Here is a 24,489-nt window from a genome sequence, read left to right as displayed (position 1 = left end):
ATCACTACATGAACGGAAGTAGGAGCGCTGTTTCAGGAAACGCCCCTACTTATGATTCTCCGGTACCTCTTCCACACGAACCTTCTTGGCCAAATCGATATACTCATGATCTAGGACAACTTTTACTTTCCCACTACGACGTTTCTCGCGCCATAGTTTTAGCTGCTCTTCATCGTCTAGCCGCAGCTCACTAATTTCATCTGCACGATCAAACATGTACTTGGTCGTCAGAAGGAGGGTATAGATTCCTTGTCCACCGAAATGGATTGGTTTTTCTCTTTTTAGCCATTCGTTGACTTCGAATCGTACGTACAATTCTTCTTCTGTTCCAGTACGTGGCATTCTTTCTGAAATCTCTTTTCTGCGCACTACTTTCCAGTCAGTTATGGAGCCGTACCAATGGATACCTCCATTTTCCCCGTACTGTTTTCTGGACTGGCACAATGCAACATACTCAATCTGTGTCAATACTTTATGATCTTTTAGGTTTTTTAAAGGAACATGGTAAAATTTGTGCTTTAGGGCCAAATCCAACTGCCCTGTTCGCAGAGACCCAACCAATACATTCTTGCTTCCCAGTTTATCCTGATAGTAGCGATCCGTACCACGTGGTCGAGTAGACCGTTCGTACGCTTTTTCAGGGCTATCTAAAATGAGCTCATCTAAGAATTGTTCGAAAAGAGACGTAGCCCCTGGCAAGAATGGGAAAGCACCGATATTGATTAGTTCAATACTTTTATAGAACTGATGCTGACGAAACTGTTCTTCATTTGGATAAGGGAAAAGTACATAGGCCCCATACATGCTTCGCTCATATTCTTGTGTCGTGCCATCTAAATAGACGATCACATCACGATAACGATGCATGGTATTAATATCGTCTTCCTCGGGACCTGGAAGTTTATATTTCTGATGGTAGCTTGTTCCTTCGTAAGCCGGGTTGAGTCTGTATTTTGCATCAAAGACATACTTGAATTCTTGTTGAGAGTCGCTTTTTTTCAGAGTTAATACATTATCTGGTCGCTGTGATAAAGTAGGTACTTTTCTTCTGTCTTCAGACGGCAGCGCATTGTAATAAAGAGTAAACTGCTCCTTGTTCGCTGGGTTTTCATAAACCATGCTTGCTGACTGGCTACGATCCAATGTAACGAACAAGCCGCTTTTATTTACTTTTACAATGTCTTGTTTTAATAGCTTGTATTTCTTACTCAGGATTTGATTGATTTTCAAAAAGCACCAGTATTCGTACAATTTCGCTAAGTCTTTCATGGACAGCTTCGAGAGCTCCCCTTGGATCGTCAGCCCCTTCATCAGGGTCAGATACGCTTTATAAATTTCTCTATATCCGGGAGCCATTTGCAAAACTAACGTAACAGACAGCTGACTCATCCCTGTTGCGGCAGCTAGAAAATCGAGTTGTAGTACCCGCCTTATTTGTTCTACCATCCGATCAAGCTTTTGTAAAAATACCTCGTCGCGATTACGGCTACTTGTTTCAACACGGAGGCGAATTTCTTTTAGTTTTGCAACGATCTTTACTAGCATCCAGCGAACAAAACGATTCTCTACCGTATCGTAATCAATAACTCGTCTACTTTCTTTTAATAAAGACGGACGGTACAGCTTGTCCTGAATTCTTAAAAATCCGTTTGCATGATCTTCTATTAGGGTGTGAGGATTCTTGCTAAGAAACGCTTGATTATGCCTGCTCACCCGCTTTACCCGAGATGCGTCCATGACTTTTTGCTGGGCTTCTAGCTTATGGTGAGGGTTTGCTTTAATTCTCTCGATCGCACCCATTAATTGTTGGAAGACATGTTGTAGAATCGAGTAAAATTCAGTCAAACTTTGTGAATGAGTCTCGGTAAGCCCAGTCATTTGATGTGTCTTACGCATGAAATCGAAAGCCAGGTTGTACACCTGTTCATTCACTTCACGTAAGATGTTTTGATAATCCCTGCGGTAATCCATTTTAACGGGAAAGATTTCGAGCTCAATTTTTAAAACTGGCTGACGATTCATTTGAATCACGATTTCAGTCAATCCAACTTCATTTTGAAAATGTAATATTCCAGATAAAATATCTTTTCCAAGAGGCTTTACAGCCTGGCGAAGATGAACATTTTCATGAAAAAAAGTGATATCCTTCTCCTGTTTACGCACCAGAACAAATTCATACGACTGTGTTTCGAAAAAGATGGGGAATGCTTCCCCCTCTTCTATATTCGTCAAAGCACCGGTGATGGGTGAAAAAACAAGCTTTGATTTTATCGTAAGTAGCCGAGAATCACTGGATATCCGTAACGTCGCTGGCTCCCATTCTAAGCTGTCCTCCCGATGAAGCTGCAGTTTCTCTACGGTTGGATGAAACGGTTTGCCCTTTATATAAAGGTCAAAGACATCTGTCTCGATTCGCAACAACTCTACACTTTCTCTAAGAGACCCAAAACGATGTGAATCCATCTTCTTCAAGCCTCCGGAGCATATAGAGTAGTTTTCTACTACTTTGCTTATATGGTGCGTTTGGATATTCCTTTTGCAAATCTAACTCGTATAACAACGCAGCATCTCCCATCAGCTCGTCCACTTGTAATCGGGGATCCCCCAATGTGATTTTCAAGAGCTCCATTAGCGTGCGTTTCACAGACAAATTACTTCCCTGTATGCGGGGCAGTATTTTTTGTAGCAATTGAAAATCAAATGCTTCGTCTTTTGTCATCAGATGAAAACGTTCATTGTAAACCATGTAAAAGCAAATCGCATCTCTTACACGAAACCCGATGTGTGCGTGGATATTTTCGAGAACGAGATTAATTTTTATCAGCTTCTCAGTAGATTCCTTGATAAGATTCGAATAATCTTTGTATGCCTCTTGTAGTGTAATGTACTCGCTTGACAGAAAAGATGCGGGTACCCCACGCTCTGAATCTGATTCGTAGATTTCTTCGGCATCAGGAAAATTATCAAGTTGGATATAATTAAATTCTATCGTGTTCCCACGATCCAAAACCTTCTTGCTAAATGGGTGCGTCGTTTCATCCATATTAACGGTACCAATCAACACGACATTACTTGGAATGAACAGTCCCTCATAGAAAACACGGTCATCTTCGCCCAACTGATTCGTCGAGATTAGTGGATTCGTAACAATGCGATCATCTTTACGCTCCTGTGTTTCCATCAAGCTGAGGATATCACTAAAGTAATGTTCCACACGTGCTAAGTTCATCTCATCGAGACAAATAAAATAGACATTATCCTCGTTATCTGGATTAGATGCTTCTACGAGAACCTCTGTCAGTGGACCTGGCCGAAAAGTTCCCGTAAGATCTTTGTACCCGATCAAGTCAGATGGGTCACTCCAGTCTGGTCGAACCGGGATAAGTCGAAATTGCCTGTTTTCGCTAGTTGCTCCGAGAGCTTCGGCAAACAGTTTCACTAGTTTCGTTTTCCCCGTACCTGAAATACCCGCGAGGATTACAAACGGCTTTGTCTTCATGGAAAGGTAGAAGTTTTCGATCAAATGATCAGGGTAGTGGAAACCTCTTTGTCGTATGTATGTTTTAATGGTATCTATCGTTTCTCTTACGTCTGAATCATTCACAAGGAGTGGCTCCTTCTTACTAGAAGATATACTGGATTCGCTTGTTGTAGTTGTATCATCTGCTAGGCTGTATTCCACGTACTCTTGATAATACTCCAGCATCGAATGCAGATCGGTCAGGAGTTGTTGATTAGATGGCAAGTTGCCTGCTTCATATTTCGTGTAGGCTACCGTGGATACTTGATAATCTTCTCCAATCCCCTTCGCCGTTAGCTGAATGTTCTCATCTTTTTGGAAGCCGTCTAGGGCAATAATGGAGCGAATCTCCTGAACCTTTCTTCTTAAATACTCATACCCCACTCTTTTTCCTTGTTTTAACGGTTCTGCTACACCTTGGGCCAAAGTTAAATAAACTGCACTCATGTCTTGGGAAAAGAGATAGACGACGTAGACACCCTGTTGTGTAGTGGTAGTGATTCTTTTATCCATAATCGCAATCCAAGGTACATCTGCCCAATTACCTTGTCCTACAGACCCTTGCGCCTTCCATTCATCTGGGAAGAACGGCAGTTTTGAAAGATCAATTGGAATCGTCTGTCTTACTAGTTTTCCGAGATCGTTCTCTTTGAAAGGCTGTAGCTTCGTTTCCAGGTAGGTAGATAGGATTGTATCTAAATAATCACGCAATGGAACGGATGGATTCAGTTGATCAAAGTATTTCTCCAGTTCTTGTGTCGTGTACTCGCTCAGTTCTTGGATTTGTGGTGTACGTAGTTCTTCTAAAATTTCTGGTCGGAAGCCATACTCTTTATGGTCGCGATCATTTATTAAAATTTGAGATAGAGCTTGGATCGGCGTCTGGATGATGTGGTGGATTTGGGCTAAGGTAATCTCGCGCCATTGTTTACTAAGTTTTGAGGGTGGTGGATCAACTACCAGTCCTTGCGCTTCTCGATTTTGGTAGTACGTGAGGAATTTTTGTTTGAGAGTGTCCAAGGTCACGGATGGGTTTCCTTTTTTTAGTTCGTCGAGAAGGCAGAGGACTAGGACCATTTTGTATGATTTTTGTTTGTGTTTGAAGATATTTGTAAGGGCTATGGGTAAGGCCATTTGCTTCCTCCGGTAATTAGGGTTGTGTGGATATTATAGCAAATATTGTTAGGGAGGGGGGGTGGTGGGTTTCGTTGTTCTCAGAAATAAAAAAGCCCTTACTATTTTATAAAGGCAATTGAATGGTAAGCGGCACGATAGGGTCTGTCAAGGGACTGTAAAATATTCTGTGTAAACTCTCAAAACCTATGACAATAAGAGAAGGATGGTTTGAGAGGATGACACCCATGGTGAGATTTAGTAAGGAACAAGTGAAGGCGTTTGTGAAGGAAAACAACCTCAAGACGATGGACGATGTGCAGTCGGCACTGAAGGAACTGTTTGCAGAAACGTTGCAGTCGCATGCTAGAGGCGGAGCTTGACACGGAACTCGGCTATGAAAAGCACGATGTGAAGCGAAAGAAAACAACAAACAGCCGTAACGGGAAGACAAAGAAGACGGTGACAAGCGAATACGGCGAGGTGGAGATCGCGGTGCCACGTAACCGTAATGGCGAATTTGAGCCCGTTATCGTGAAAAAGCATCAGTCTACCGTTACCGGCATGGAGGACCAAATCATCGCCATGTATGTCAAAGGTGTCAGCACACGGGATATCCAGGACCATCTGAACCATCTGTATGGAATTGACGTTTCTCCTACCATGATCTCCAATGTGACGAATAAGATCGTGCCACTCATCAAAGAATGGCAGAACCGACCGCTACAAAGCATCTATGCGGTTGTATTTATGGACGCCATTCCCTACAAAGTCAAGCAAGACGGTGCTATCGGCTGATATGGTCATTGGCATTGATTTGGACGGCAACAAGGACGTATTAGGCATGTGGATTGGAGAGAATGAATCCGCAACGTTCTGGCTGAGCGTATTGAACGACTTACGGAACCGTGGGGTTCAGGATATTCTCATCACCTGCGTGGATAACCTAACGGGCTTCTCTCAGGCCATCTCTGCCTGCTATCCGAATACGGAGATTCAAAAGTGCATCATTCATCAAATCCGCAACTCGACCCGTTATGTTTCTTACAAGGATCTCAAGAAAGTAACGGCGGATTTAAAGCCAATCTACAAAGCGGCAACAGAAGAGGCTGCCTTACTGGAATTGGATCGTTTTGAGGAAACATGGGGTAGCAAATATCCCCTCATCGTTCGCTCTTGGCGTACCAACTGGGACGAACTAGCTACTTTTTTCAAGTATCCACCAGAGATTCGTAAATTGATCTATACGACCAATATGATTGAGAGTTACCATCGGCAACTCCGGAAGTGACGAAGGGCAAGAGCATTTTCCCCACCGATGAAGCTCTGCTCAAAATGCTCTATTTGGCTACCATGGATGTCACCAGGAAGTGGACTGGACGAGTGCAGAACTGGGGGCAAATGCTCCTCCAGCTCTCCGTTTTCTTCCCGGATCGGATCGGTCAATACTTACGCTAGTTTTTTATTCCAAAAGGGTTTACACAAAATACTGGACAGACCCGAATCCGTATGATAAAGCAATTTCCGTTCATCTAAAATATCCTCAGATACCATCTGATAATAAGTTTGGCACCACTTCGGCACCAATTAAAAGCCCTCTAACGCTAGTTGTGATGCTGTTCCGTTATCTTTCTCTACATATGTGGTATCAGTTAAAACAGTCAAGTCTGATGTCGCAATAATAGCAAAAAATTCTAGTATAAGCCCTTTAGGAGAAACTGAACCAAAAAGTTCTTCCAAATACTCCTTAACCGAACTAACGACATGTTTGGGAGGAAAAAGGCAAGGGTTACCATCCCCATGTCACTAAGAGGAATATAAGATAAATTTTAATTAGAAAACAATTGAATCAAATATACTTTTCCAAAATCCTTTTTTCATACTGTGATAGGTTCCCTGTTAAATTTGGATTCAAAGCTAATTTAGCCTTAATTTTGTCAATACTATCACAATCAAGAAACCCATTAGATATCTTGTTGATAATATTCACTGGTACTCCCGCTTCCTTAAGAGCAATTTCATGCTTATCAACGTAGCCAAATTCTAACTTCGTAATAAGGGCTTTTAAGCTAATCGCATCTTGAACACCATATTTCTCTCGATAGACAAAATTGAAGATTTGTTCGAAAGTAGAAAAATATTTTGGTAATGCAAACTCAAAATATTTACTTATTAGTGCGAATGCGTTACGCACTTTTGTATCGATACTTTTACCGTTCTGAGTGTTTATTAATTCTTTCAGAGAAGGTGAGCGATAAATATAAAATTTTGTTAGCCTGCCTAGATTACCCAACCAGAAATTCCTATCATTCTTATCTTTATCGTTAAACAAGTGACGATGGCATAAGAACAATATCAAATTAAACTGTTCTTTTTTGGGATAGATAGATGCAAATAATAGATATGGCATAATATTGGGATCGCACCGTAATTCGTTAATTAATGAAACTTGATTATGAATAGGAATAAATTTATTTCTCTTAATTAATTCAATTGGAATATTCCACTCTCCTAAGACTTTTTCCATTTCGTTTCTATTTTTTAAATTTTCATCAAATAAATCACCTTTGTCTACTTGAATCGCTTCTTCAGGAGAGAGGCTTTTATTATCATAGTAACTAAAATCGATGCTCTCTTTATCTTTCTCCTCACTTAGTGGTTCCAAAGCAATTACCCTACCTACGAAATGGGACAAAAATCTTCCTGCCCGGCCTTTTATATTCTTTACATCAAATCCAGTTAATGGTTTATCACCTTTTGTATTATCAAAAATCATAATATTTTTGGCAGACGTGTTTACCCCTTCTGTAAGAGTTGATGTGCAAACAAGTATGTCAATACTTCCATTATTAAAGGCGTCTACAATCTCTGTTTGAATGTACTTAGGAATTGCACTATGGTGAAAAGCAACCCCCTTTTGTAGACAGTGAACTAAAGACCAATCTTCATTAATTGTTGTTTTAATATAATCTATAAGTTCACTACTTTGTTCAGAGCCTTCTAGTTTTTCAGCAAGTCTCTTTGCTCTTGTTTCAACCGTATCTTTTCGTCCCAAATATACAAGTGTTTGCCCGTCAACTTTTTTGGCAATATTAATTAAATTTCTATCATTATCTTTTAATTTCTTAAATTTATGTGTGGAAACATTAAATTCTTCATGATAATTAATAACTGAAATATCTATTGTGTCCTTTTGGACAATTTCTGCCGAATATCTTCTAAATTTGGCGTTTGTTCTTTCTAAAAACTTTTTACTGAAATCTTGAAAATAAGGTCCTATTAAATAAAAATCGGCGTTCATTTTGGAAAGGCGATACAAGCAATGAGTAAACACATGCTTTCTGTCGTCATCATCTTGTATTTTGTATATCTCATCCATTGTAAAAAAATCTATATTTAATTGTGGGTATGAATCTAACAAGAGGTCCATTTTTTCCGGTGTGAGGATAAAAATATTACTAGAATCACCAAAAGATTGAGTTAGAGTATTGATTAGTTTATATCTTAGACTAATTGCTGGATTTTTCCTTAATGACAGATATGTTTCGTTTAACAATGCTATTGTCGGTAATATAATTGCAATATTGTTATATGAATTATGCGTTATTATTTCTGAGATAATTCTAGACTTTCCAAATGATGTTGGGGCACTAACAACAAGCCTTCTAAACCTTTTAAAATCTTCAAAAACACGTTTTTGGTCGCGTGTCAATACTGTTCCAGTGTTTAGTGTGTAAAACGATTCGCTGAACATGTCAAAAGACCCATGTTCAATAGTTTCACCATATTTACTATCCAACTTTTTATACATCTGATGATACAGAAATACTCTTGATTCAATAATACAATCAAAGAGTAGTTGATGAACAAATTCATCGGTAGGCCTATTCTCAGCCACATGACAAATAATCGATAGCCCTAAATTATAGTATTCATCATCTTTAGATGACAATAAATAATAAGCCGTTTCCAAAATAGTCCTGAATTCTTTATTCTCTAAAGCATCATATCTTTTTAATCTATCTAGTAATTTTTTGGCGATTTCTAATTTTTCCTTGCTAATAAACGGATTCATCTCATCGCCTCTTCCAATTTTTGAATTTCTTCTTTAATTTCACTTACTGATTCAAATGGGACAATAATAAATAAAACTTCAATATTTGGTTTTAGAGAGAGTTGTTGTGAATCAATGTTTTTATATTTACTTATGAACTCTTCGGTCATCTCCTCAATAAATAGTGCATCTTCAATATCCTGATGTTTAGGAATTACATTGCAGTCATATGTTAATAGAACTGGTATTCTTATTTTAATTTTATCTAAAGTAACTCCACCATTGAGTATATTATTTATTTTTTCATATTCTTGAAATTCTTCATTTAATTCAATATTGGAACCTAAAATGCTTATTTCATCCCTAAGGTAGTCGATATTGCAATGTTCCTTTATAGAATCAATCGCCCCACTAATAGCATTACTAAACCTATTATGAAATTTAGCTTCACCAAGCCATAGAATTACCTCTCCATCTTCAATAGAAAAATGGGCACAATCGAATCCTTTTATCTGTTCCTTTGTCGAACTTCGTAGTCTAACCTTTGTCACAAATTTCTCTGATGGAAAGAATATACTTAGCAATATGAAGAGTAATAGCTCCCCAAAATCACCTTTCGAGTTTTTATGAGCTTTTGAAATTCGCTCCCAAGCCTTCCTTTGCATCTCGCCGAAATCATCATCCTCTTTATACTTTCGAATCTCTTCCTTAGTTAAGGCAAAATGAACGACTGTTTCTCTGATAATTCTAACCAGTTCCTTCTGCCGATATTTTCCATCCTCATAATTAAGAGTCATTGCTGTCTTTTCTGTTTTTACAAATGTATGACTAACATCAAATTTATAAATTAGATTTTTAGCTCTTATTTTAAGTTGCTTCATGGCTGGTCCTCCAGTGTTCTAGGAAGGTTTTGCCAATAGACTTTCGACAAAAAAGGTTATTTTCCTCTAAATCCCACCAAAAGTCCCAAATATTTTTAGGAATAGCGTCATTTTAGAGTGTAAAATACTCTTTATATTATATGAAAATTTAGATAACTACAGTTGGAATTTTTTATGTCTATGAAAAAGATGTACGTACACAGCTATTTCAGAAAAATTTACTGTAGGCAAAACGAGGGTAAACTTCATAGCAATAACAAAAGCAAATCATTCGGCACCCACCCCTCTATACTACGACGTTCTGTAAAGTTTTCTAAGGGCTTCTATAAACAATAACAAGCCACCCTCTATAGTAAAGGCGGCATTCAAACCTCTCATATCCAAAATGGTGAATCGGCTACACTGAATTGGACAGTTCTCTTAAGGTCTAGTAGATTAGAAACAAATCGAAAAAGGACGGAGAGAATGTCATGGCTAAACGTGAGCGTCGAGCATTTACAGATGAGTTCAAGCAGCAAATGGTTCAACTTTATGAGAACGGCAAACCACGTGCAGATATTTTGAGAGAATACGATCTGAGTGCATCTGCATTTGATCGTTGGGTAAAACAGAGTAGAACCACCGGTTCCTTCAAAGAAAGCGATAACCGTACAGATGAACAAAACGAGCTACTTCAGCTACGTAAGGAAAATCAACGACTGAAGATGGAGAACGATATTTTAAAGCAAGCGGCGCTGATCTTCGGACGAAAATAATGGTAATCCAGCAAAACGCTCATCAGTATTCCGTATTGGCCATGTGCAAGATCCTCCAGGTCAATCGGAGTACCTACTACTACGAGAGTAAAGAGCCATCATCTATCGATGATGATGAGGTGGAACAAGCAATTATCCGTATTTTTGAAGAGAATCAGCGCGTTTATGGAGCAAGAAAGATCAAAGCAAAACTTCACAAAGAGGGACTGACGGTTTCCAGACGGCGCATTGGACGTTTGATGAAGAAAAACGCTCTGGTTTCGGTCTACACGGTTGCACAGTATAAACCGAATGTGTCGTCATGTAACGAATCGCCAATTCAGAACGAACTGAATCGCGAGTTTGTGAAAGAAGCACCTCTCGAAGCTGTTGTGAGTGACTTGACCTACGTTCGAGTCGCAAACAAATGGCACTATATTTGCTTGCTTGTGGACTTGTTTAATCGGGAGATTATCGGTCACAGCTGCGGAAAATTCAAAGATGCCGCACTCGTCTATCAAGCATTTGCAAGCGTAAAAGGAGATCTGCGCCAAATTCAGCTTTTTCACTCGGATCGTGGCAGTGAGTTTAAAAATCTTACGATTGATGATGTGATCAATACGTTCAATATCAAACGCTCACTAAGTATGAAAGGCTGCCCCTATGATAATGCAGTGGCAGAGGCAACCTTTAAGCTGATCAAAGCGGAGTTCGTGAGAAATCGTCAGTTTGAATCGTTAGCTCAGTTAAAAAAGGAGCTGGGAATCTATATAAAATGGTTTAACGAAACAAGGATTCATTCCACATTAGGTTATCTGAGTCCTATAGCGTACAAAGAAGTTGCACTTAAGAAATCTGTCTAGTTTGGTGTTGACAATCCAGAAGGAAGTTTGTGGTACTTTGTCGTGGATATGGGAAAAGGAGCCGATGATAAGCGCAAACGGAAGAAGCAGCGGGGTTTTGAAACAAAGAAGCTAGCCGAAGCCGCACTAGCCAAGGTCATCAACTAGGTCAACTCAGGCTCCTATATTGAGCCTGTAAAGATGCTTTTCAAGGACTTCCTGACAGAATGGCTTGAAAACAAACGAAATAGCGTTAGGAGACAGACGTTCACGAACTATGTGACGATCTGCAACTCACATATCATTCCCGAACTTGGCACACTATCCATTCAACAACTCAACCCTTTTACACTTCAGAAGTTTGTGAACTCCTTGTGTGAAAAAGGGTTTGCTACTTCCTATATCAAAAAGGTCATCGACGTGCTGAACGGATCGCTGGAAAAGGCTAAGAAACTGGATATGATAGCACGTAATCCCATGGAGTTAGTGGAGAAGCCTCGCATTTCCAAACAGGAAATGAAGGTATGGGATGTAAATGAGGTAGAAAAATTTCTTGCTACAGCACAAGAAGAACGTCTATACGTTGCCTTCCTTCTTGCAATTACTACAGGAATGCGGCAGGGAGAGATTCTCGGTCTCCGTTGGAAGGATCTTGATTTTGAAAATTGCAGCTTGAGTATCAGTCAGACACTAAGCCATGACGGTAAGGAGCTGCAAACCGAAGCAAAAACTAAATCAAGTATCCGCGCCATACACCTCCCGACTGAAACTCTCTTAGCATTAAGGAAGCACCGAAGCCTGATCATCCAGGAGAAACTACAAGCAGGAGACAAGTATGTGGACCACGATCTGGTTGTATGTACATCAGTCGGTACGCCAGTTATCCCGCGTAACCTAACGAGAACCTGGAAACGATTGATCGAGCAAGCTGGAGTGGCTCCGATCCGCTTCCACGATCTGCGACATACGCATGCAACCTTATTGCTTAAACAAGGGATTCACATCAAAGTAGTTGCTGATCGCTTAGGCCATACTGATACGAGAATGACTCTTGACACGTACAGTCATATTCAGCCGAGCATGCAGGTCGAGGCAGCGAATGCAATAAGCCAAGCCTTGTTCAAAAAACAAGCTTGATGAGCTATGTCACCAAAATGGCACCAAAGACGGTTGTTGACCCAGTTCTTTTGCTTTGAGCTGGGTTAAATTACCGATATAAAACAAGAAAAACCCTTGGTAATCAAGGGTTTCAACATTCGTTATATGGTGATCCGGACTGGGTTCGAACCAGCGACCCCCACCCTGTCAAGATGGTGCTCTCCCAACTGAGCTACCGGATCATGGGATATAGTTGTGATGTCACCAAAGCGTTCAATGGTGGGCCCTGTAGGACTCGAACCTACGACCAATCGGTTATGAGCCGACCGCTCTGACCAACTGAGCTAAGGGCCCGAATCGTACCGGACGTCGATCACAAGATTTAATATACAGGATTTCATTTCCGTTTTCAAGAGGAAAATCAAAAATTCCAGTAAAAATTTTTACCACCATCATACTTCCTTCTAAAACCACCCAAAATCCAACGGAGCATCCCGAAAGGGATGCCCCCCAACTTATTCCTTCTTCTCCCCCACAAAGTTGCTAAAACTCAACCAGCCTCATCCACCGCTTTGCCTTCTACGCGAATCTCTTCGTTGTGCAGTCTTTCCGCTTCCTCCTGCTCATCCCGGAGACGGTGAGCCATCCGGCTGGAGGCATTGGCGGCCACGCTCGCTACCAGATCGTCGAGGAAAGTATGCACCTTGCCACCTGCCGTCTTAGTGTCCAACTGCTTGATGACACCCATTTTATGCTTATCCAAATGGCCAAATGTCGTGACAGCAATGCTCCCGTACCCGAACACCGAACCGAGCGCCAGGGTTTCATCGCAGCCAAACAAGCCCTCATCCGCCGCAATAATGGACTGAAGCGGCTCAGACAGCATTCCCCTCTCAGCCAAAGTATCCAGCTCGATACCGACGAGGATGGCGTGCTGCATCTCCCTTTTTTCCAATACCGCTTTTACGCTCTCGATGCACGGTTCCATGGTCAGGTCGGGATGATACGGCGACTGCATCAGGTAGACGATCTCAGCAATATCCTCTACGCGCACACCGCGTTCTGCCAGTCGATCCAGCGCGGCTTTTCTAACTTCGCTGCTGTGTACTTGCTTCTTCATCTGTTGACAACCCCTTCCACCGATAAGTGACGTCATTCAATTATCATAGTATCACAAGGAGACAAAATTGCGACAATCTTCGCTAGTCAAACACAGACCAGCCCCTCTTTCCTCCACCCACCAACCTTGAGCCGCAAGGCTCTACCTCTACCTCTACCTCTCCCCCTCATCCCCCTCCATCCTGTATAATAAAACCCAAAGCCCAAAGGAGGACGACACAGTGGCCCTTGAAGAACTGATCCTCGCAAGCAAGCACCTGGGGACGCAAGAGAAGTTTCTCGTCTACTTGCCCGAGCGCTACTCCCCGCTCTATTCCTACCCCGTCCTGTACGTCCAGGACGGACAAGACTACCTGTCCATGGGCCGCTTGGCTACCTTGCTCGAAGAAATGCACCAGGCGAAAGAAATTCCAGACCTGATCGCCGTTTTTCTTCCGGTGGACAAATCCCTGCGGTACGACCGGTACCATCCGGACGGGGGGCAGCACCAGGCATACCTGCGCTTTCTGGCCGACGAGGTGGTCGGCGCGATCGACAGCCGCTACTCGACCCATCCGCTTGGCTCGGCGCGAACGCTGCTCGGGGAGTCACTCGGTGGCGTCGTTTCCCTGTTTACCGCTCTCTCCTATCCGCATACCTTTGGCCAGGTTGCCTGCCAGTCCGCTGCGATGGACGACGAGCTCAACCGACGAGTGCGGGAGATCGACCTAACTGTTCCCCTACACATTTACCTGGAGGTGGGACTCGAAGAAACCGCTGTAGACACAAAACGCGGCCCCCTCAATCTGCTGCAAAGCAACGAGAGCCTGCGCGACATTTTGCAAACAAAAACGGTCACCCTGGCCTATAAGACCTTTGCGGGTGACCACACTTGGGGCTATTGGCAAGCAAACCTGCGGCGCATTCTTCTTGGCCTTTTCGGGTAAACTTACCTAAGTTTGTTCTTCCTGAGGACCTTCCTCTTTTCCCGGGGAGACCAATGCCTCATCGAACTCGGTTTTCCGAATGGCAGTGATGAGGGAAAAGGTAAGGAGGGACAGCAGCAGAAGAACAAGGAAAATAAAAATGATCATCATAGCTGTTTTCATGCCTGTAGAAAGCACCTCCCTGCTCCTTAACAGTCTGTCCCTAGCTGAGAGGAATATACGGGCCGGCGCATAACATTACACAAATGGAGAATTTTCTGTTAAAATAAGTTTATTCGTTTTTGCCCAACGCCGAAAAAAATGATAGAGGAGGGATTCGAATGAAGTACAGTATCGTAGTATTTCCATCCAGCAAGGTGCAAGAAGTGGCCAATTCCTACCGAAAACGTTACGATCCTGCATACTCCTTAATTCCGCCGTATATTCGCCTGAAAGAGGCGTTTGAACTCGATGAATCCCAGCTGCCTCATCTGGTAAGTCATTTGGAGCTGGTCGCGAACTCAACCGAGAGCTTTACTGCCCAGTTTCATCGGGTATCGTCGTTCCATCCGACTAACAATGTCATTTACTTGGCGGTTCAAAACAAAGAACCATTCGAACAACTTCACGAAAAAATCCTGGAACGAGTCTTCCAGGAAAAAGAAGCCTATGCCTTCGTACCGCATCTCACCATCGGACGTGAGCTCTCCAACGATGAATTGCGGGACATTACTGGGCAGCTCAGCATGGTCAAATTTGATCTCGACTCGGAAATTGATCGCTTCCACCTGGTTTACGAGCTTGAGGATGGCATCTGGAGCGTGCACCAAACCTTCTTGCTGAAAAAGTAAGAGCCGGGAGAAATCTTCATATGCCCTTCCCTTTGCGGAAGGGCCTTTCCATTTTTCCATCCAGACTTGACGTATCGAAAGGAAGAACTGCATTGAATCAGACAAACGAGTTGAAACGCGTAGAACAGAGTAGCGAGGAATGCCAAATAATGGAAGTTCAGACAGAACAGCAATTGCAAGATGCCTTGTCTGTCAGACACGATGTTTTCATAAAAGAGCAACAGGTGCCACAGGAGATTGAGATCGACGAGCATGACCGGATCGGCTCCGGGACCCTTCATTTTGTCGTCTATCGCGGGGGAGTGGCTGTAGGAGCAGGCCGGCTCCGCCCTTATTCCCCGGGAATTTCCAAAGTAGAGCGTGTAGCCATTGCCAAGAGCGAGAGAGGCACAGGCTTAGGCCGGCTGCTGATGCTGTATATGGAAGAAACAGCGAAACGACAAAGAAATAAGGGCCTCAAATTAAACGCCCAGACCCACGCGCAGCCTTTCTATGAAAAGCTGGGCTACACACCGATCGGGTCCGTTTTTGTAGAAGCGGGAATTGAGCATATTGCCATGGAAAAAAGCTGGACAAGCTAGTATCAATATCCTGAAAAGGAGGGCTTCTCATGTTGGCTTCCATAGACAGAACGGAGCATGGTTACTTCGCCCGCTTCGAACGCAGACTCAAGCATTCTGTGGAAGAAGTGTGGTCGTACTTGACCGACAACGAAAAATTGAAGCAATGGTTTCCGGAACTGCGTGTGGAAGAGCTTCGCGAGGGAGGTACCATTCTCTTCGACATGGGAGACGGTACCTTTGAGAAAATGAACATCACTCGTCTGCAAATTCATTCCCTGCTGGAATACACCTGGGCGGATGACTTGGTCCGCTTTGAACTCTCACCGGAGCCAGATGGCTGTTTCTTGGTATTCCAGGAGGAGCTCACGAAAATTACCGACCATACGGCGAAGGACCTGGCCGGTTGGCATGTCTGTCTGGATGTCATTGAAGCGCTTCTCGATGGCAGAACCATGGAATCCAGGTTCGAAGTATGGAAAACCTGGCACGAAAAATATGTCCAGGCCCTGAGTGATATCAAGAACTCCGCAACAGATGCTTCCTGATCTCCCGTGTTGCCCGGTCATTAGAAAAACTTGGCTTATCGCCAAGTCAAATAGCGAGAGCTTTAGTTTTTCTTATACTTTCATCATTTAATGCGTTAGCGAAATCAAACTTTCCGAAAGTAGAACAAAACCCACTATCTGAAAAGCGATAGCGGGTTCTCTTTTTTACAATATTCCCTTACAAAGGCAAGCTCATCACCATATTCCGCACTGTAAAACCCAGTTGTTCATAAAGCTGTGCCGCAGGGTTCCCGGCAAAAACACCCAATCGAATTTCCGGGTACCCTTTCTGTTTCAGTTGCTCGATGGCTTCTTTCATCAAATGCTTGGAGAGGCCTCTTCCCCTGAATTCCTCTATGACATACAGCTCATAGAGAAAGCCATACTCTGCGTCCGTAAAATGGTCCTTCGCAGGTCCGAGCAGAACCCACCCCATGAGTGTTTCGCCCTCAGTCGCCGCCAGATAGTAGCCGCCTTTCTCCAACAGAGGGTAGATGAGTTGTTTTACCTTTTCATCTGATGGACGTGCGTTGCCCCTGGTTCCTTCATATAAGGCTTGGGGAGATCGCTGCAAAATCTCCTCGAATTGAGCCTCGCTTGGTTTTTTGATTTCCATTCCTCTTTAAATCCTTTCCCTCTATTTCTTTCACATGAAACCGCTCCCCTCTCCCGTCGTATATACCAAAAAACGGAAAGTCACTGGAGGGTGCCATGAAAAAAATCGCTTGGACCGCCATTCTTCTTTTGCTGACGGCGATCATCATTTGTTTTTGGATGGATCAGTTCATGTTTGCCTACGGATTGATCTTTTTCCTGATCACCATCCTGACAGCGATCGGCCATGTCTACAGCATCGACAGCCAGATCTATCTGGATAAAAAGAGCCGGGAAACGGAGCATGCAAAAAATGACCTGACTCGTTAATCAGCCAAAACTCGCCTGCTTTCTTTTCTTCGCGATCTCCCTGATCCGCTCCACTGCATCATAGGGGGCCGTATGGCTTCCGAGCATGGCATGGAACGGCTCCTCGCCGCGCCAACCGTGGAAATCTGAGCCGCCCGTCATCACGAGCCCGTTTTCTTCCGCCCAGCGCTGATAGAGCTCCCGCTGCTCCCGCATATTATCGGGATGCCAGACCTCGATTCCGTCCAAACCGAAGACGATCAGCTCCTTCACCAGCTCATCGTCGTCGTACAAGCCGGGATGGGCCAGAACAGCCACACCGCCTGCTTCCTTGATCAGCGTGATCGCTTCCTGAGGCGAGATGCGCGGAGGATTGACATAGGCCTTGCCCTCTTTCCCCAGATAGACGGCAAAAGCCTCATCGATGGACTTCACCGCGCCCAGCTCGATCAACTCTTCGGCGATATGCGGTCTCCCGATGTTTTTATCCTCCCCCGTCTTTCGCCGATAGACGCCTTCCAACGTGATCGGGATGCCCAGCTCCTGCAAGCGTGCAACCATGAGCTTATTGCGCTCATGCCGGGTTTCGCGCAATCCACGCAGCTTTTCGTGAAAGGCCTCGTCTTCATACGGCACAAAATAGCCCAGGACGTGAATATCTTGACCGCGCGCCACCGAACTTACCTCAACGCCGGGGATGACCTCCACCGCCGCAGCAGACTCCCCTCTCTGGGCTGCTTTCAATGCCTCAGGGATGCCTGCTACGGTGTCGTGATCGGTTATCGCGACGGCGGCCAATCCCGCTTCCTGTGCCAGGCGCACATTTTCCTGCGGCTCACAGGTCCCGTCCGATGCCCGTGTATGCGTATGCAGGTCTGCTCGTTTGTTCATCAAAGTTTTCTCTCCTTCTTTCTCCTTGTCTGTCACTTCTGAATTGGAGCTCCCCCTCATATGATTAGGCAAAACGCATTCATAAAGCGTTAGCCAAGGAGGATGTCCATGCGGTTAAAAAGCAAAAACCTGACTGGTGTCGTCCAGCCGCTTTCTTACGTCGACAAGATGCTGCGGCAGCAAGGCTTTTCCCCTACCGGCGGTGACGATCCCACCTACCATGTGGAGATTTACGACTCAGCCACCAGCAGTTCCTATTTTCTCCGCATTCCCGCCAACTTTACCAGCAGGCCGACCGACACCGGTGAAATGACCGTCAAATTGGGCCACCCCTATCTGGAAGCAAAGCTGTACCTCAACACGACAATCGATGATCTCCTTATCATTCCCAAGGAAATACGGGAAGCTGCCGAGCACAAGCTGGCCGAAATAGGCGACTATCTATCGAGACCATCCTGTGCCAGAGCTGCTTTTCCCCAGAGCCATTGATTGGCAAAAAAGCGGTAACTGACGCGCTCTTCCTTTAGCAAACCAATGAGATACCCCATCAAAGCGGTGCGATATAGCACGTAGCTCGTCGCGTTCTCTATGGAAATTTGTAAACGCTCACAGACGCTTGCCAGACATTGCTCCAAGGTCCGCTCCTCGGTCAGAGCCTCTTCGATCATCCTGTAGAGCCGGCGATGACAGTGGATATTCGCGGTCAACACCGCTTCCGGTGAGGTGGTATAGGGACCATGACCGGGTAAATAGCCGCGGAAATTCGATTCCAGGAGCTTGACCAGGCTGAGCAGGGTTTCATGCGCATCCACTAAAAAGGGCAGCTTATGCTTGTGCAGCGTCTCTTCGCCGAAAAAGCTGTCTGCAGCAAAGAGAATGTTCTCCACAGCCAGTCCTGCCTGATTCCAACTATGTCCGGGAAGGGAGATGACTTGAAACAGGACACCGTCAATTTCTACTGGCCCTTCGTTTGGCAAAAGGTGATCCACACGGGAAGCCTCCGCGAGCAAAAACTTGTTCCGCAGCTCTTCCAAAGGCTGGGCTCCCATCCCCAAATAGATGGGCTCAAGAAGCGGATAGCGGATGACGGCCTCTTCCAATGGCGGAGCATACACCTTGGCCTCAGGCCAGCAGGATAAAAGATATGCATTGCCGCCAAAATGGTCGGCATGGGCGTGAGTCTGTACGATTGCGCTTAGTGGCTGGGCGATTTGGTCCAGCCCTTTTTTTATCTTTTTGGCCGTCTGTGTATCCAATCCGGAGTCAATCAGGATCGCCCCTGTTTGTCCGAGTACCAGACCGATGTTTACACTTCCCGGAAAATACCCGACCCCATCCGTAATCATCGTAAGCGAGTGCTGTGCCATGATTTTCTCCCTCGATTCTGTCTGTTTCCTTTTAGTTTCTCCATCTTCTTCCTGCTTCCCTGCCCAGCGGTCCAATTACAACATATGGCGGTTTCTTCTGCCCGATGTTGTAGATCAGATGGGTAAAAATGGCGACAACGAGGATGGTGATAAAGGAATAGACCGTGCGCTCCGCACCGATAACAGGAATCGAGGCTGATACAATAATGCCGTCAATGATGAAAATATACAGGGCAACGGGAATGACTGTGCGACGGGCCAAAAACTGAGCGATCAGATCCGTCCCCCCCGTATTGGTCCGATAGGCCAAAAGCAAACCCGTTCCCATTCCAATCAAGGCTCCCCCTGCCACTGCCGAAAATGGCAGGGCCCAAATGTTCCATGCTCGCAAAGGAGCAAACATATCGATCAGAAGCGTCTCGATCAGCATCCCGTGAAAGCTGTGATAAAAAAGGGAGCGATCGTAAACAAAAACCAGTCCAAACACGGGGACACTAAACAGGATCATGACCAGACCAGGAGGCAGATGAAAAAAATAATTGGCCAGAAGACCGATTCCAATCATGCCTCCATCCATCAAGCGATGCGGGACAAGAAACAGATTGACTCCGATCGCAATCGCTATGCCGCCTGTCAGAATCGCTGCACCCTTTTGTAGCCACATCATTTGCCTTCCCTCCCTGGGACAGGGTTACAGGATTATCTCTATGTTTGGCGCATTTCCGGTATGAATGGAATCGTCCAAACTGTACGAGAAAATCGGATGGTTTTGACTCTTTGCTTTTATTATTGGTATACTATCCATAATCATGCCTACGAATGTTTTTCTATTCACAAACGTACATTTCGTAGTAGAAAAGAATATCGAGAATAACAAATGGAGGTGAATCTCCTCCTTTCCGAATTTTGCGAAAGGGTGGAGACTTTCTTGGAGAGTCCGATAGGTCCGATAGGGGAGATACTCCTGAATCTGCTGCTCGTTGTCTTTTTGGTTTTGCTCAACGGCTTTTTTGTGGCAGCAGAATTCTCGCTGGTGAAAGTGCGCCAAACCCGTCTGGTCCAGCTTGTGAGTGAGGGAAACAAAAGCGCTGTCTACGCGCAAAAGGTAACACAGCAGTTGGATGCCTACCTTTCCGCTTGCCAGCTCGGTATTACGCTGGCCTCGCTCGGTCTGGGTTGGGTTGGTGAACCGGCCATATCCCGATTCGTCGAACCCGTATTGATGTCCTTAGGCCTGCCGCAGGTGCTGGTTACACCTGTATCCTTGGCGATTGCCTTTGGATTGATCACCTTCATGCACATCGTTTTTGGAGAACTGGCCCCCAAATCGCTGGCGATTCAAAAAGCGGAAGCCACATCACTATGGACGGCGGCACCGCTGATGTTCTTTTACAAGCTCAGCTATCCGCTGATCTGGATGCTGAATGGGACAGCCTTGTTTCTGATTCGCCGCTTGGGGATCGAGCCTGCTACCGAGAGCGATCATGCGCACACAGAAGAAGAGATTCGCCTTTTGGTCAATCAGAGCCACAAAAGCGGTCATATCGACCAAACGGAGCTTGCTCTGGTTGATAACGTCTTCGAGTTTTCGGAGCGTCTTGCCAGGGAGATCATGATCCCTCGCATCGACATGGTCTGTCTGTATGATGACAATACCTTTGAGGAAAATCTGGCTATTATGCGGGAATCCCGTCACTCGCGTTTCCCCGTGGCTCATGAAGAAAAAGACAGGCTGATCGGTTTTGTCCACATCTCGGATTTTTACCTCTCTGCTTTGAAGAACGGAAAGGCCGACCTGAAAGATTTTCTCCGTCCTCTGCTGACGGTGCCCGAATCGATGGAAATCAGTCATGTGCTGCGCCTGATGCAAAAACGCCGCTCACAGATGGCGATCGTCATCGACGAGTATGGCGGTACGGCGGGACTCATCACGATGGAGGATATTCTGGAGGAAATCGTGGGAGATATTCAGGATGAATTCGATGAGAATGAGCGCCCTGATATCGAAAGCGCCAACAATGAGCTCTCCGTGTCCGGGAAAACCCTGCTGACGGATTTGAACGACTATATATCCGTAGAGATCTATTCGGATGAGGTGGATACGATCGCCGGATGGCTCTACAGCCAACTGAATGAGGAAGTTGCCGAAGGAAAGTCCATTCAGTATCAAAACTACCTGTTCACCATATCCGAGTTGGAAAACCACCGCATCACCCGGGTGGGCATCTCCGATCTGGGTGAAGAAGAACTGGCTGACAACGAAGACAATTACCTGTTGCATGCCCATTCCTGATCACCCGGTCCTGATCGACAACACAAAGACGAGTGTCCCCTGCACACAGGGGGCACTTCTTCTTTCCTCCCTTGTGCGGAGCGATTCCGCAACACCCTCTCCATATCGAGGTGTCACAATGAAATTTGCTCAGCTAGACGATACCATCATCCGCTTGCAGCCCGATACATACCAGCACCTGTCCGTCTGGCGGATGGCTGCCCGCCGGGAAAAAGTGCGTTGCCCGCTCTGCGATGCACCCCTTCGCCTGTCAGCAGGGATCAGCTTTGATCCTTCTTTTTTGCATCCCGAGGATCAACTTTGTGAATGGGAAGGATTGGAAGCTCCACCTGCCGAATTGCTGGCAGCTCATACAGAGCCTCACATCCGCCAGGCTTTTTCCGTCATGGCAGAAGTCGCTGTTGCTGTGGAGAAACCATTCACTACAGCCGATGCGGAAATCGCAGCGAGTGTAGCAGCTTCGGCCAGTGCGGAAGCCATGGCAAATACTAAAGCTGTGGGAAGTGCTGAAGCTGGAGCCGGTGCTAAAACCGTGGCAAGTGCTGAGGCCGGAGCCAACGCTAAATCCGTGGCAAGTGCTGAGACCGGAGCCAACGCTAAATCCGTGGCACGCTCAGAAGCTACAGCCGGTGCAGACCGCGGGGCCAGTGCAGAAACCGAAGAAGTAATGCTCGGCTCTTTTCGCATCCCGAAAAAACGAAGCATCCAATCAGAATCGGACGTCAACCGTACTGTACCCGAACCGCCCAAGCCGCCGCTCTATCGCAAAAGGCTGATGCCTAAAAAGACGATCGAGCATTTGGCAGTGCGCCACGAAGAACAGCTTCACCCTCACCAAAAAGAGGCGGTTCAAACGACAGAAGGGCCTCTCCTGATCCTGGCCGGGGCGGGCAGTGGAAAAACGCGGGTGATGACGGCCCGCACATCGCATTTGATCCGTGAGCTTGGCCTCTCCCCCCGGCAAATCATGGTCGTCACCTTTACGACCAAGGCGGCGGAAGAGATCAAGCAAAGGCTGGCCCGTCAGCTTCCTGGCGGACAAGCACGCGAGCTGGTGTCGGGTACCTTTCACAGCATCTTCTACCGGATGCTCATGTTTCACCAGTCCGACCGCTGGGATCAGCGAAAGCTGCTGAAAAAGGATTGGCAGAAGTGGCGCCTGCTGCGCGAAAGCGGGGCATTGGCCGCCCCGCCTGAGATCGGTCCGCGCAAAGAAAGCGAGATACTAGAGGCACTGGCCATCATCAGCCGCTGGAAAAACGAATACCTGCTGCCCGAGCAGGCAGGACATCGGGTGGCGAACGATGATGCCGAGCGATTGGCACAGCTTCTGTATCCCCTTTATGAAGAGGCAAAGAAACGCACAGGCTGGTTTGATTTTGACGATATGCTGATTGGCTGCTACGAGCTTTTGCTCACTCATCCCGAAATCCTGCAGCGGTACCAGGAGCGGATTACGCATGTCATGATCGACGAGTTTCAGGATATCAACCGCATTCAGTATGAAACCGTCAAGCTGCTCGCCGCGCCGCAAAACAATCTCTGCGTGATTGGCGACGACGATCAGTCCATCTACGGATTTCGTGGAAGCGATCCGCAATACATACTCGGCTTTACACGAGATTTTCCCCAGGCGAAAACCATTACGCTGGAGGTAAACTACCGCTCGCGCTCCTCCATCGTCGGACTTGGCTTCTCCCTGATCGGCCACAACCGTGCACGTTGGCAAAAGGACTGTCTCTCCTTTCACTCTGAAGAGGGGGAAACCTACCTCTTCGAACCGGGCGACGAGGAAGAACAGGCTGCCCGGATTGTGGACGAGATTCGTCATCGGATCGAAACAGGGACACCGATCGGTGAATGCGCCATTCTCTACCGAACACATGAATCGGCCCGTCCGATTTTGGAGCATTTGAGCGAGGCTGGCATCCCCTTCCACTATACACAAGAGGAGGACTCCTTCTACCAGCGGCAAACCGTTCGCTGGGTTCTGTCCTATTTGCGTTTGGCTCTCAATCCGGACGACAGCGACAGCTTGAAAGAGATTCTTCCGACACTCTATATTTCCCAGGAGATGTGGAATGCACTGCGGAGTCAGGCCATTTTGGAGGACATGCCCATTTTGCATGTACTACCAAAGCTGGAGCATTGGAAAGGATTTCAGCGCAAACATCTGCAATCTGTCGGGGAAGTGCTGGCAGCCTGTGCCGCTTGTCCGCCTGCCCAGGCCCTGGAGCTGATCTACGAAGATTGCCGGCTGCGTGATTATCTGAAAAAACGGTCCAAAGAACGGGATGATCGCCGGGAAAGCTGGAGTGATGAACTGCAGCAGCTGCTCGCCACAGCGAAGAGACATGAGCATGTAGCTGGCTTTCTCCAGTATATGGACCGGATGGCCAACCAGGAAAAAGAGTGGCGCCAGCAGCAGCCACTCCCAGGAGAAGGGGTACATGTACTTAGTATTCACCGGGCAAAAGGATTGGAGTTTGACCACGTATTCCTGCCCGATCTAATCGAAGGCTCCCTGCCCCACGAATACGCATTGGATGCCGTGAGAAAGGGAAATCAGGCCGCACTCGAAGAAGAGCGGAGATTGTTATACGTGGCCATCACGCGGGCCCGCTACTCCCTGAGCATCGGCATCCCCCGCGAACGGTTCGGACGCAAGACCAGGCTCTCCCGCTTCATCTCCGAAATGGGCCGATAGGCGATCAATACCGCCTCCCATGTAAATCAACCACTCTTCCATATTGGTAATAATCGGAAACATGACAAAGGCTCCCTTCCGCATTTTCGTCTAGCATGCGGAT

At 45.8% G+C, this 24,489-nt stretch carries 20 protein-coding genes, 2 tRNA genes and 1 pseudogene; 12 read left to right on the top strand and 11 right to left on the bottom strand.

Annotated elements, in window-relative coordinates:
- Window positions 1–45: 45 nt before the first annotated feature.
- Entirely contained in the window at window positions 46–2,463 is a 2,418-nt protein-coding gene (locus NDK47_RS08735) for a DUF2357 domain-containing protein (RefSeq protein ID WP_251874441.1), read from the bottom strand.
- Window positions 2,435–4,654 (bottom strand): MrcB family domain-containing protein, encoded by a 2,220-nt coding sequence (locus tag NDK47_RS08730; protein WP_251874440.1) that lies wholly within the window; start codon window positions 4,652–4,654, stop codon window positions 2,435–2,437. The genes NDK47_RS08735 and NDK47_RS08730 overlap by 29 nt, the downstream gene beginning before the upstream one ends.
- A 227-nt stretch (window positions 4,655–4,881) precedes the next feature.
- On the opposite strand from NDK47_RS08730, the pseudogene NDK47_RS08725 reads away from it, so the two are divergent.
- Window positions 4,882–6,091, top strand: a pseudogene (locus NDK47_RS08725) (IS256 family transposase).
- Window positions 6,092–6,482: 391 nt separating this feature from the next.
- Here the strand turns inward: NDK47_RS08725 and NDK47_RS08720 are convergent.
- Together NDK47_RS08720 and NDK47_RS08715 are read right to left on the bottom strand one after the other, a co-directional pair.
- Window positions 6,483–8,708, bottom strand: a complete 2,226-nt coding sequence (locus tag NDK47_RS08720; protein ID WP_251874439.1) for a helicase-related protein — start codon at window positions 8,706–8,708, stop codon at window positions 6,483–6,485.
- Window positions 8,705–9,568: a HamA C-terminal domain-containing protein gene (locus NDK47_RS08715; RefSeq protein WP_251874438.1), complete on the bottom strand. Its 864-nt coding sequence runs from the start codon at window positions 9,566–9,568 to the stop codon at window positions 8,705–8,707. The genes NDK47_RS08720 and NDK47_RS08715 overlap by 4 nt, the downstream gene beginning before the upstream one ends.
- A gap of 470 nt (window positions 9,569–10,038) precedes the next feature.
- On the opposite strand from NDK47_RS08715, the gene NDK47_RS08710 reads away from it, so the two are divergent.
- The 3 genes from NDK47_RS08710 (at window position 10,039) to NDK47_RS08700 (ending at window position 12,281) form a co-directional block, all read left to right on the top strand.
- Window positions 10,039–11,165 (top strand): IS3 family transposase gene (locus NDK47_RS08710; protein ID WP_251874437.1). Its coding sequence is split into 2 segments (ribosomal slippage): window positions 10,039–10,288 and window positions 10,288–11,165, totalling 1,128 coding nucleotides; the frame shifts between segments, so codons are not numbered across the junction.
- A gap of 48 nt (window positions 11,166–11,213) precedes the next feature.
- Window positions 11,214–11,312: an Arm DNA-binding domain-containing protein gene (locus tag NDK47_RS08705; RefSeq protein WP_251876065.1), complete on the top strand. Its 99-nt coding sequence runs from the start codon at window positions 11,214–11,216 to the stop codon at window positions 11,310–11,312.
- A gap of 33 nt (window positions 11,313–11,345) precedes the next feature.
- Complete coding sequence (locus NDK47_RS08700) at window positions 11,346–12,281, top strand: tyrosine-type recombinase/integrase (RefSeq protein WP_251874436.1); 936 nt, start codon at window positions 11,346–11,348, stop codon at window positions 12,279–12,281.
- A gap of 127 nt (window positions 12,282–12,408) precedes the next feature.
- Here the strand turns inward: NDK47_RS08700 and NDK47_RS08695 are convergent.
- From NDK47_RS08695 to NDK47_RS08685, 3 genes are all read right to left on the bottom strand, one after another.
- Window positions 12,409–12,484, bottom strand: a tRNA-Val gene (locus NDK47_RS08695).
- 35 nt (window positions 12,485–12,519) lie between these two features.
- A tRNA-Ile gene (locus NDK47_RS08690) sits at window positions 12,520–12,596 on the bottom strand.
- A 196-nt stretch (window positions 12,597–12,792) separates the two neighbouring features.
- A complete protein-coding gene (locus NDK47_RS08685; RefSeq protein ID WP_251874435.1) occupies window positions 12,793–13,362 on the bottom strand; it encodes a phosphatidylglycerophosphatase A family protein in 570 nt (189 codons plus the stop codon).
- Window positions 13,363–13,582: 220 nt separating this feature from the next.
- Here NDK47_RS08685 and NDK47_RS08680 point away from each other — a divergent pair, with 220 nt between their 5' ends.
- From NDK47_RS08680 to NDK47_RS08665, 4 genes are all read left to right on the top strand, one after another.
- Window positions 13,583–14,287: an alpha/beta hydrolase gene (locus tag NDK47_RS08680; RefSeq protein WP_251874434.1), complete on the top strand. Its 705-nt coding sequence runs from the start codon at window positions 13,583–13,585 to the stop codon at window positions 14,285–14,287.
- 320 nt (window positions 14,288–14,607) lie between these two features.
- On the top strand, window positions 14,608–15,117 hold the full coding sequence (locus NDK47_RS08675) for a 2'-5' RNA ligase family protein (protein ID WP_251874433.1): 510 nt from the start codon (window positions 14,608–14,610) through the stop codon (window positions 15,115–15,117).
- Between the two features lie 149 nt (window positions 15,118–15,266).
- Window positions 15,267–15,698 (top strand): GNAT family N-acetyltransferase, encoded by a 432-nt coding sequence (locus NDK47_RS08670; protein WP_251874432.1) that lies wholly within the window; start codon window positions 15,267–15,269, stop codon window positions 15,696–15,698.
- Window positions 15,699–15,727: 29 nt separating this feature from the next.
- Window positions 15,728–16,225 carry an SRPBCC family protein gene (locus tag NDK47_RS08665; RefSeq protein WP_251874431.1) on the top strand — a complete coding sequence of 166 codons (498 nt, stop codon included), beginning with the start codon at window positions 15,728–15,730 and terminating at the stop codon, window positions 16,223–16,225.
- A 178-nt stretch (window positions 16,226–16,403) separates the two neighbouring features.
- On the opposite strand, the gene NDK47_RS08660 is transcribed toward NDK47_RS08665, so the two are convergent.
- A complete protein-coding gene (locus NDK47_RS08660; RefSeq protein WP_251874430.1) occupies window positions 16,404–16,841 on the bottom strand; it encodes a GNAT family N-acetyltransferase in 438 nt (145 codons plus the stop codon).
- A gap of 95 nt (window positions 16,842–16,936) precedes the next feature.
- Between NDK47_RS08660 and NDK47_RS08655 the strand changes: the two genes are divergently transcribed.
- Window positions 16,937–17,149, top strand: a complete 213-nt coding sequence (locus NDK47_RS08655) for a hypothetical protein (protein ID WP_251874429.1) — start codon at window positions 16,937–16,939, stop codon at window positions 17,147–17,149.
- Here the strand turns inward: NDK47_RS08655 and NDK47_RS08650 are convergent, their stop codons facing one another.
- Window positions 17,150–18,019, bottom strand: coding sequence for a PHP domain-containing protein (locus tag NDK47_RS08650; RefSeq protein ID WP_251874428.1), 870 nt, complete (start codon window positions 18,017–18,019; stop codon window positions 17,150–17,152).
- Window positions 18,020–18,127: 108 nt separating this feature from the next.
- Between NDK47_RS08650 and NDK47_RS08645 the strand changes: the two genes are divergently transcribed.
- The gene (locus tag NDK47_RS08645) at window positions 18,128–18,508 is read left to right on the top strand and encodes a YugN family protein (protein WP_251874427.1); all 381 of its coding nucleotides are present in this window, start codon (window positions 18,128–18,130) and stop codon (window positions 18,506–18,508) included.
- On the opposite strand, the gene NDK47_RS08640 is transcribed toward NDK47_RS08645, so the two are convergent.
- Together NDK47_RS08640 and NDK47_RS08635 are read right to left on the bottom strand one after the other, a co-directional pair.
- On the bottom strand, window positions 18,457–19,386 hold the full coding sequence (locus NDK47_RS08640) for an MBL fold metallo-hydrolase (RefSeq protein ID WP_251874426.1): 930 nt from the start codon (window positions 19,384–19,386) through the stop codon (window positions 18,457–18,459). The two genes, NDK47_RS08645 and NDK47_RS08640, sit on opposite strands and share 52 nt — an antisense overlap.
- A 31-nt stretch (window positions 19,387–19,417) precedes the next feature.
- Window positions 19,418–20,053 (bottom strand): YitT family protein, encoded by a 636-nt coding sequence (locus NDK47_RS08635; protein ID WP_251874425.1) that lies wholly within the window; start codon window positions 20,051–20,053, stop codon window positions 19,418–19,420.
- A 261-nt stretch (window positions 20,054–20,314) separates the two neighbouring features.
- Between NDK47_RS08635 and NDK47_RS08630 the strand changes: the two genes are divergently transcribed.
- On the top strand, window positions 20,315–21,679 hold the full coding sequence (locus tag NDK47_RS08630) for a hemolysin family protein (protein ID WP_407653395.1): 1,365 nt from the start codon (window positions 20,315–20,317) through the stop codon (window positions 21,677–21,679).
- Window positions 21,680–21,797: 118 nt separating this feature from the next.
- Window positions 21,798–24,386: an ATP-dependent helicase gene (locus tag NDK47_RS08625; RefSeq protein ID WP_251874423.1), complete on the top strand. Its 2,589-nt coding sequence runs from the start codon at window positions 21,798–21,800 to the stop codon at window positions 24,384–24,386.
- Window positions 24,387–24,489: the final 103 nt, after the last annotated feature.

The organism is Brevibacillus ruminantium, from assembly GCF_023746555.1.
Taxonomy (GTDB): domain Bacteria; phylum Bacillota; class Bacilli; order Brevibacillales; family Brevibacillaceae; genus Brevibacillus; species Brevibacillus ruminantium.
The sequence above is the reverse complement of the archived record's forward strand: the minus strand, read 5'-3'. Positions and strand labels throughout refer to the sequence as shown.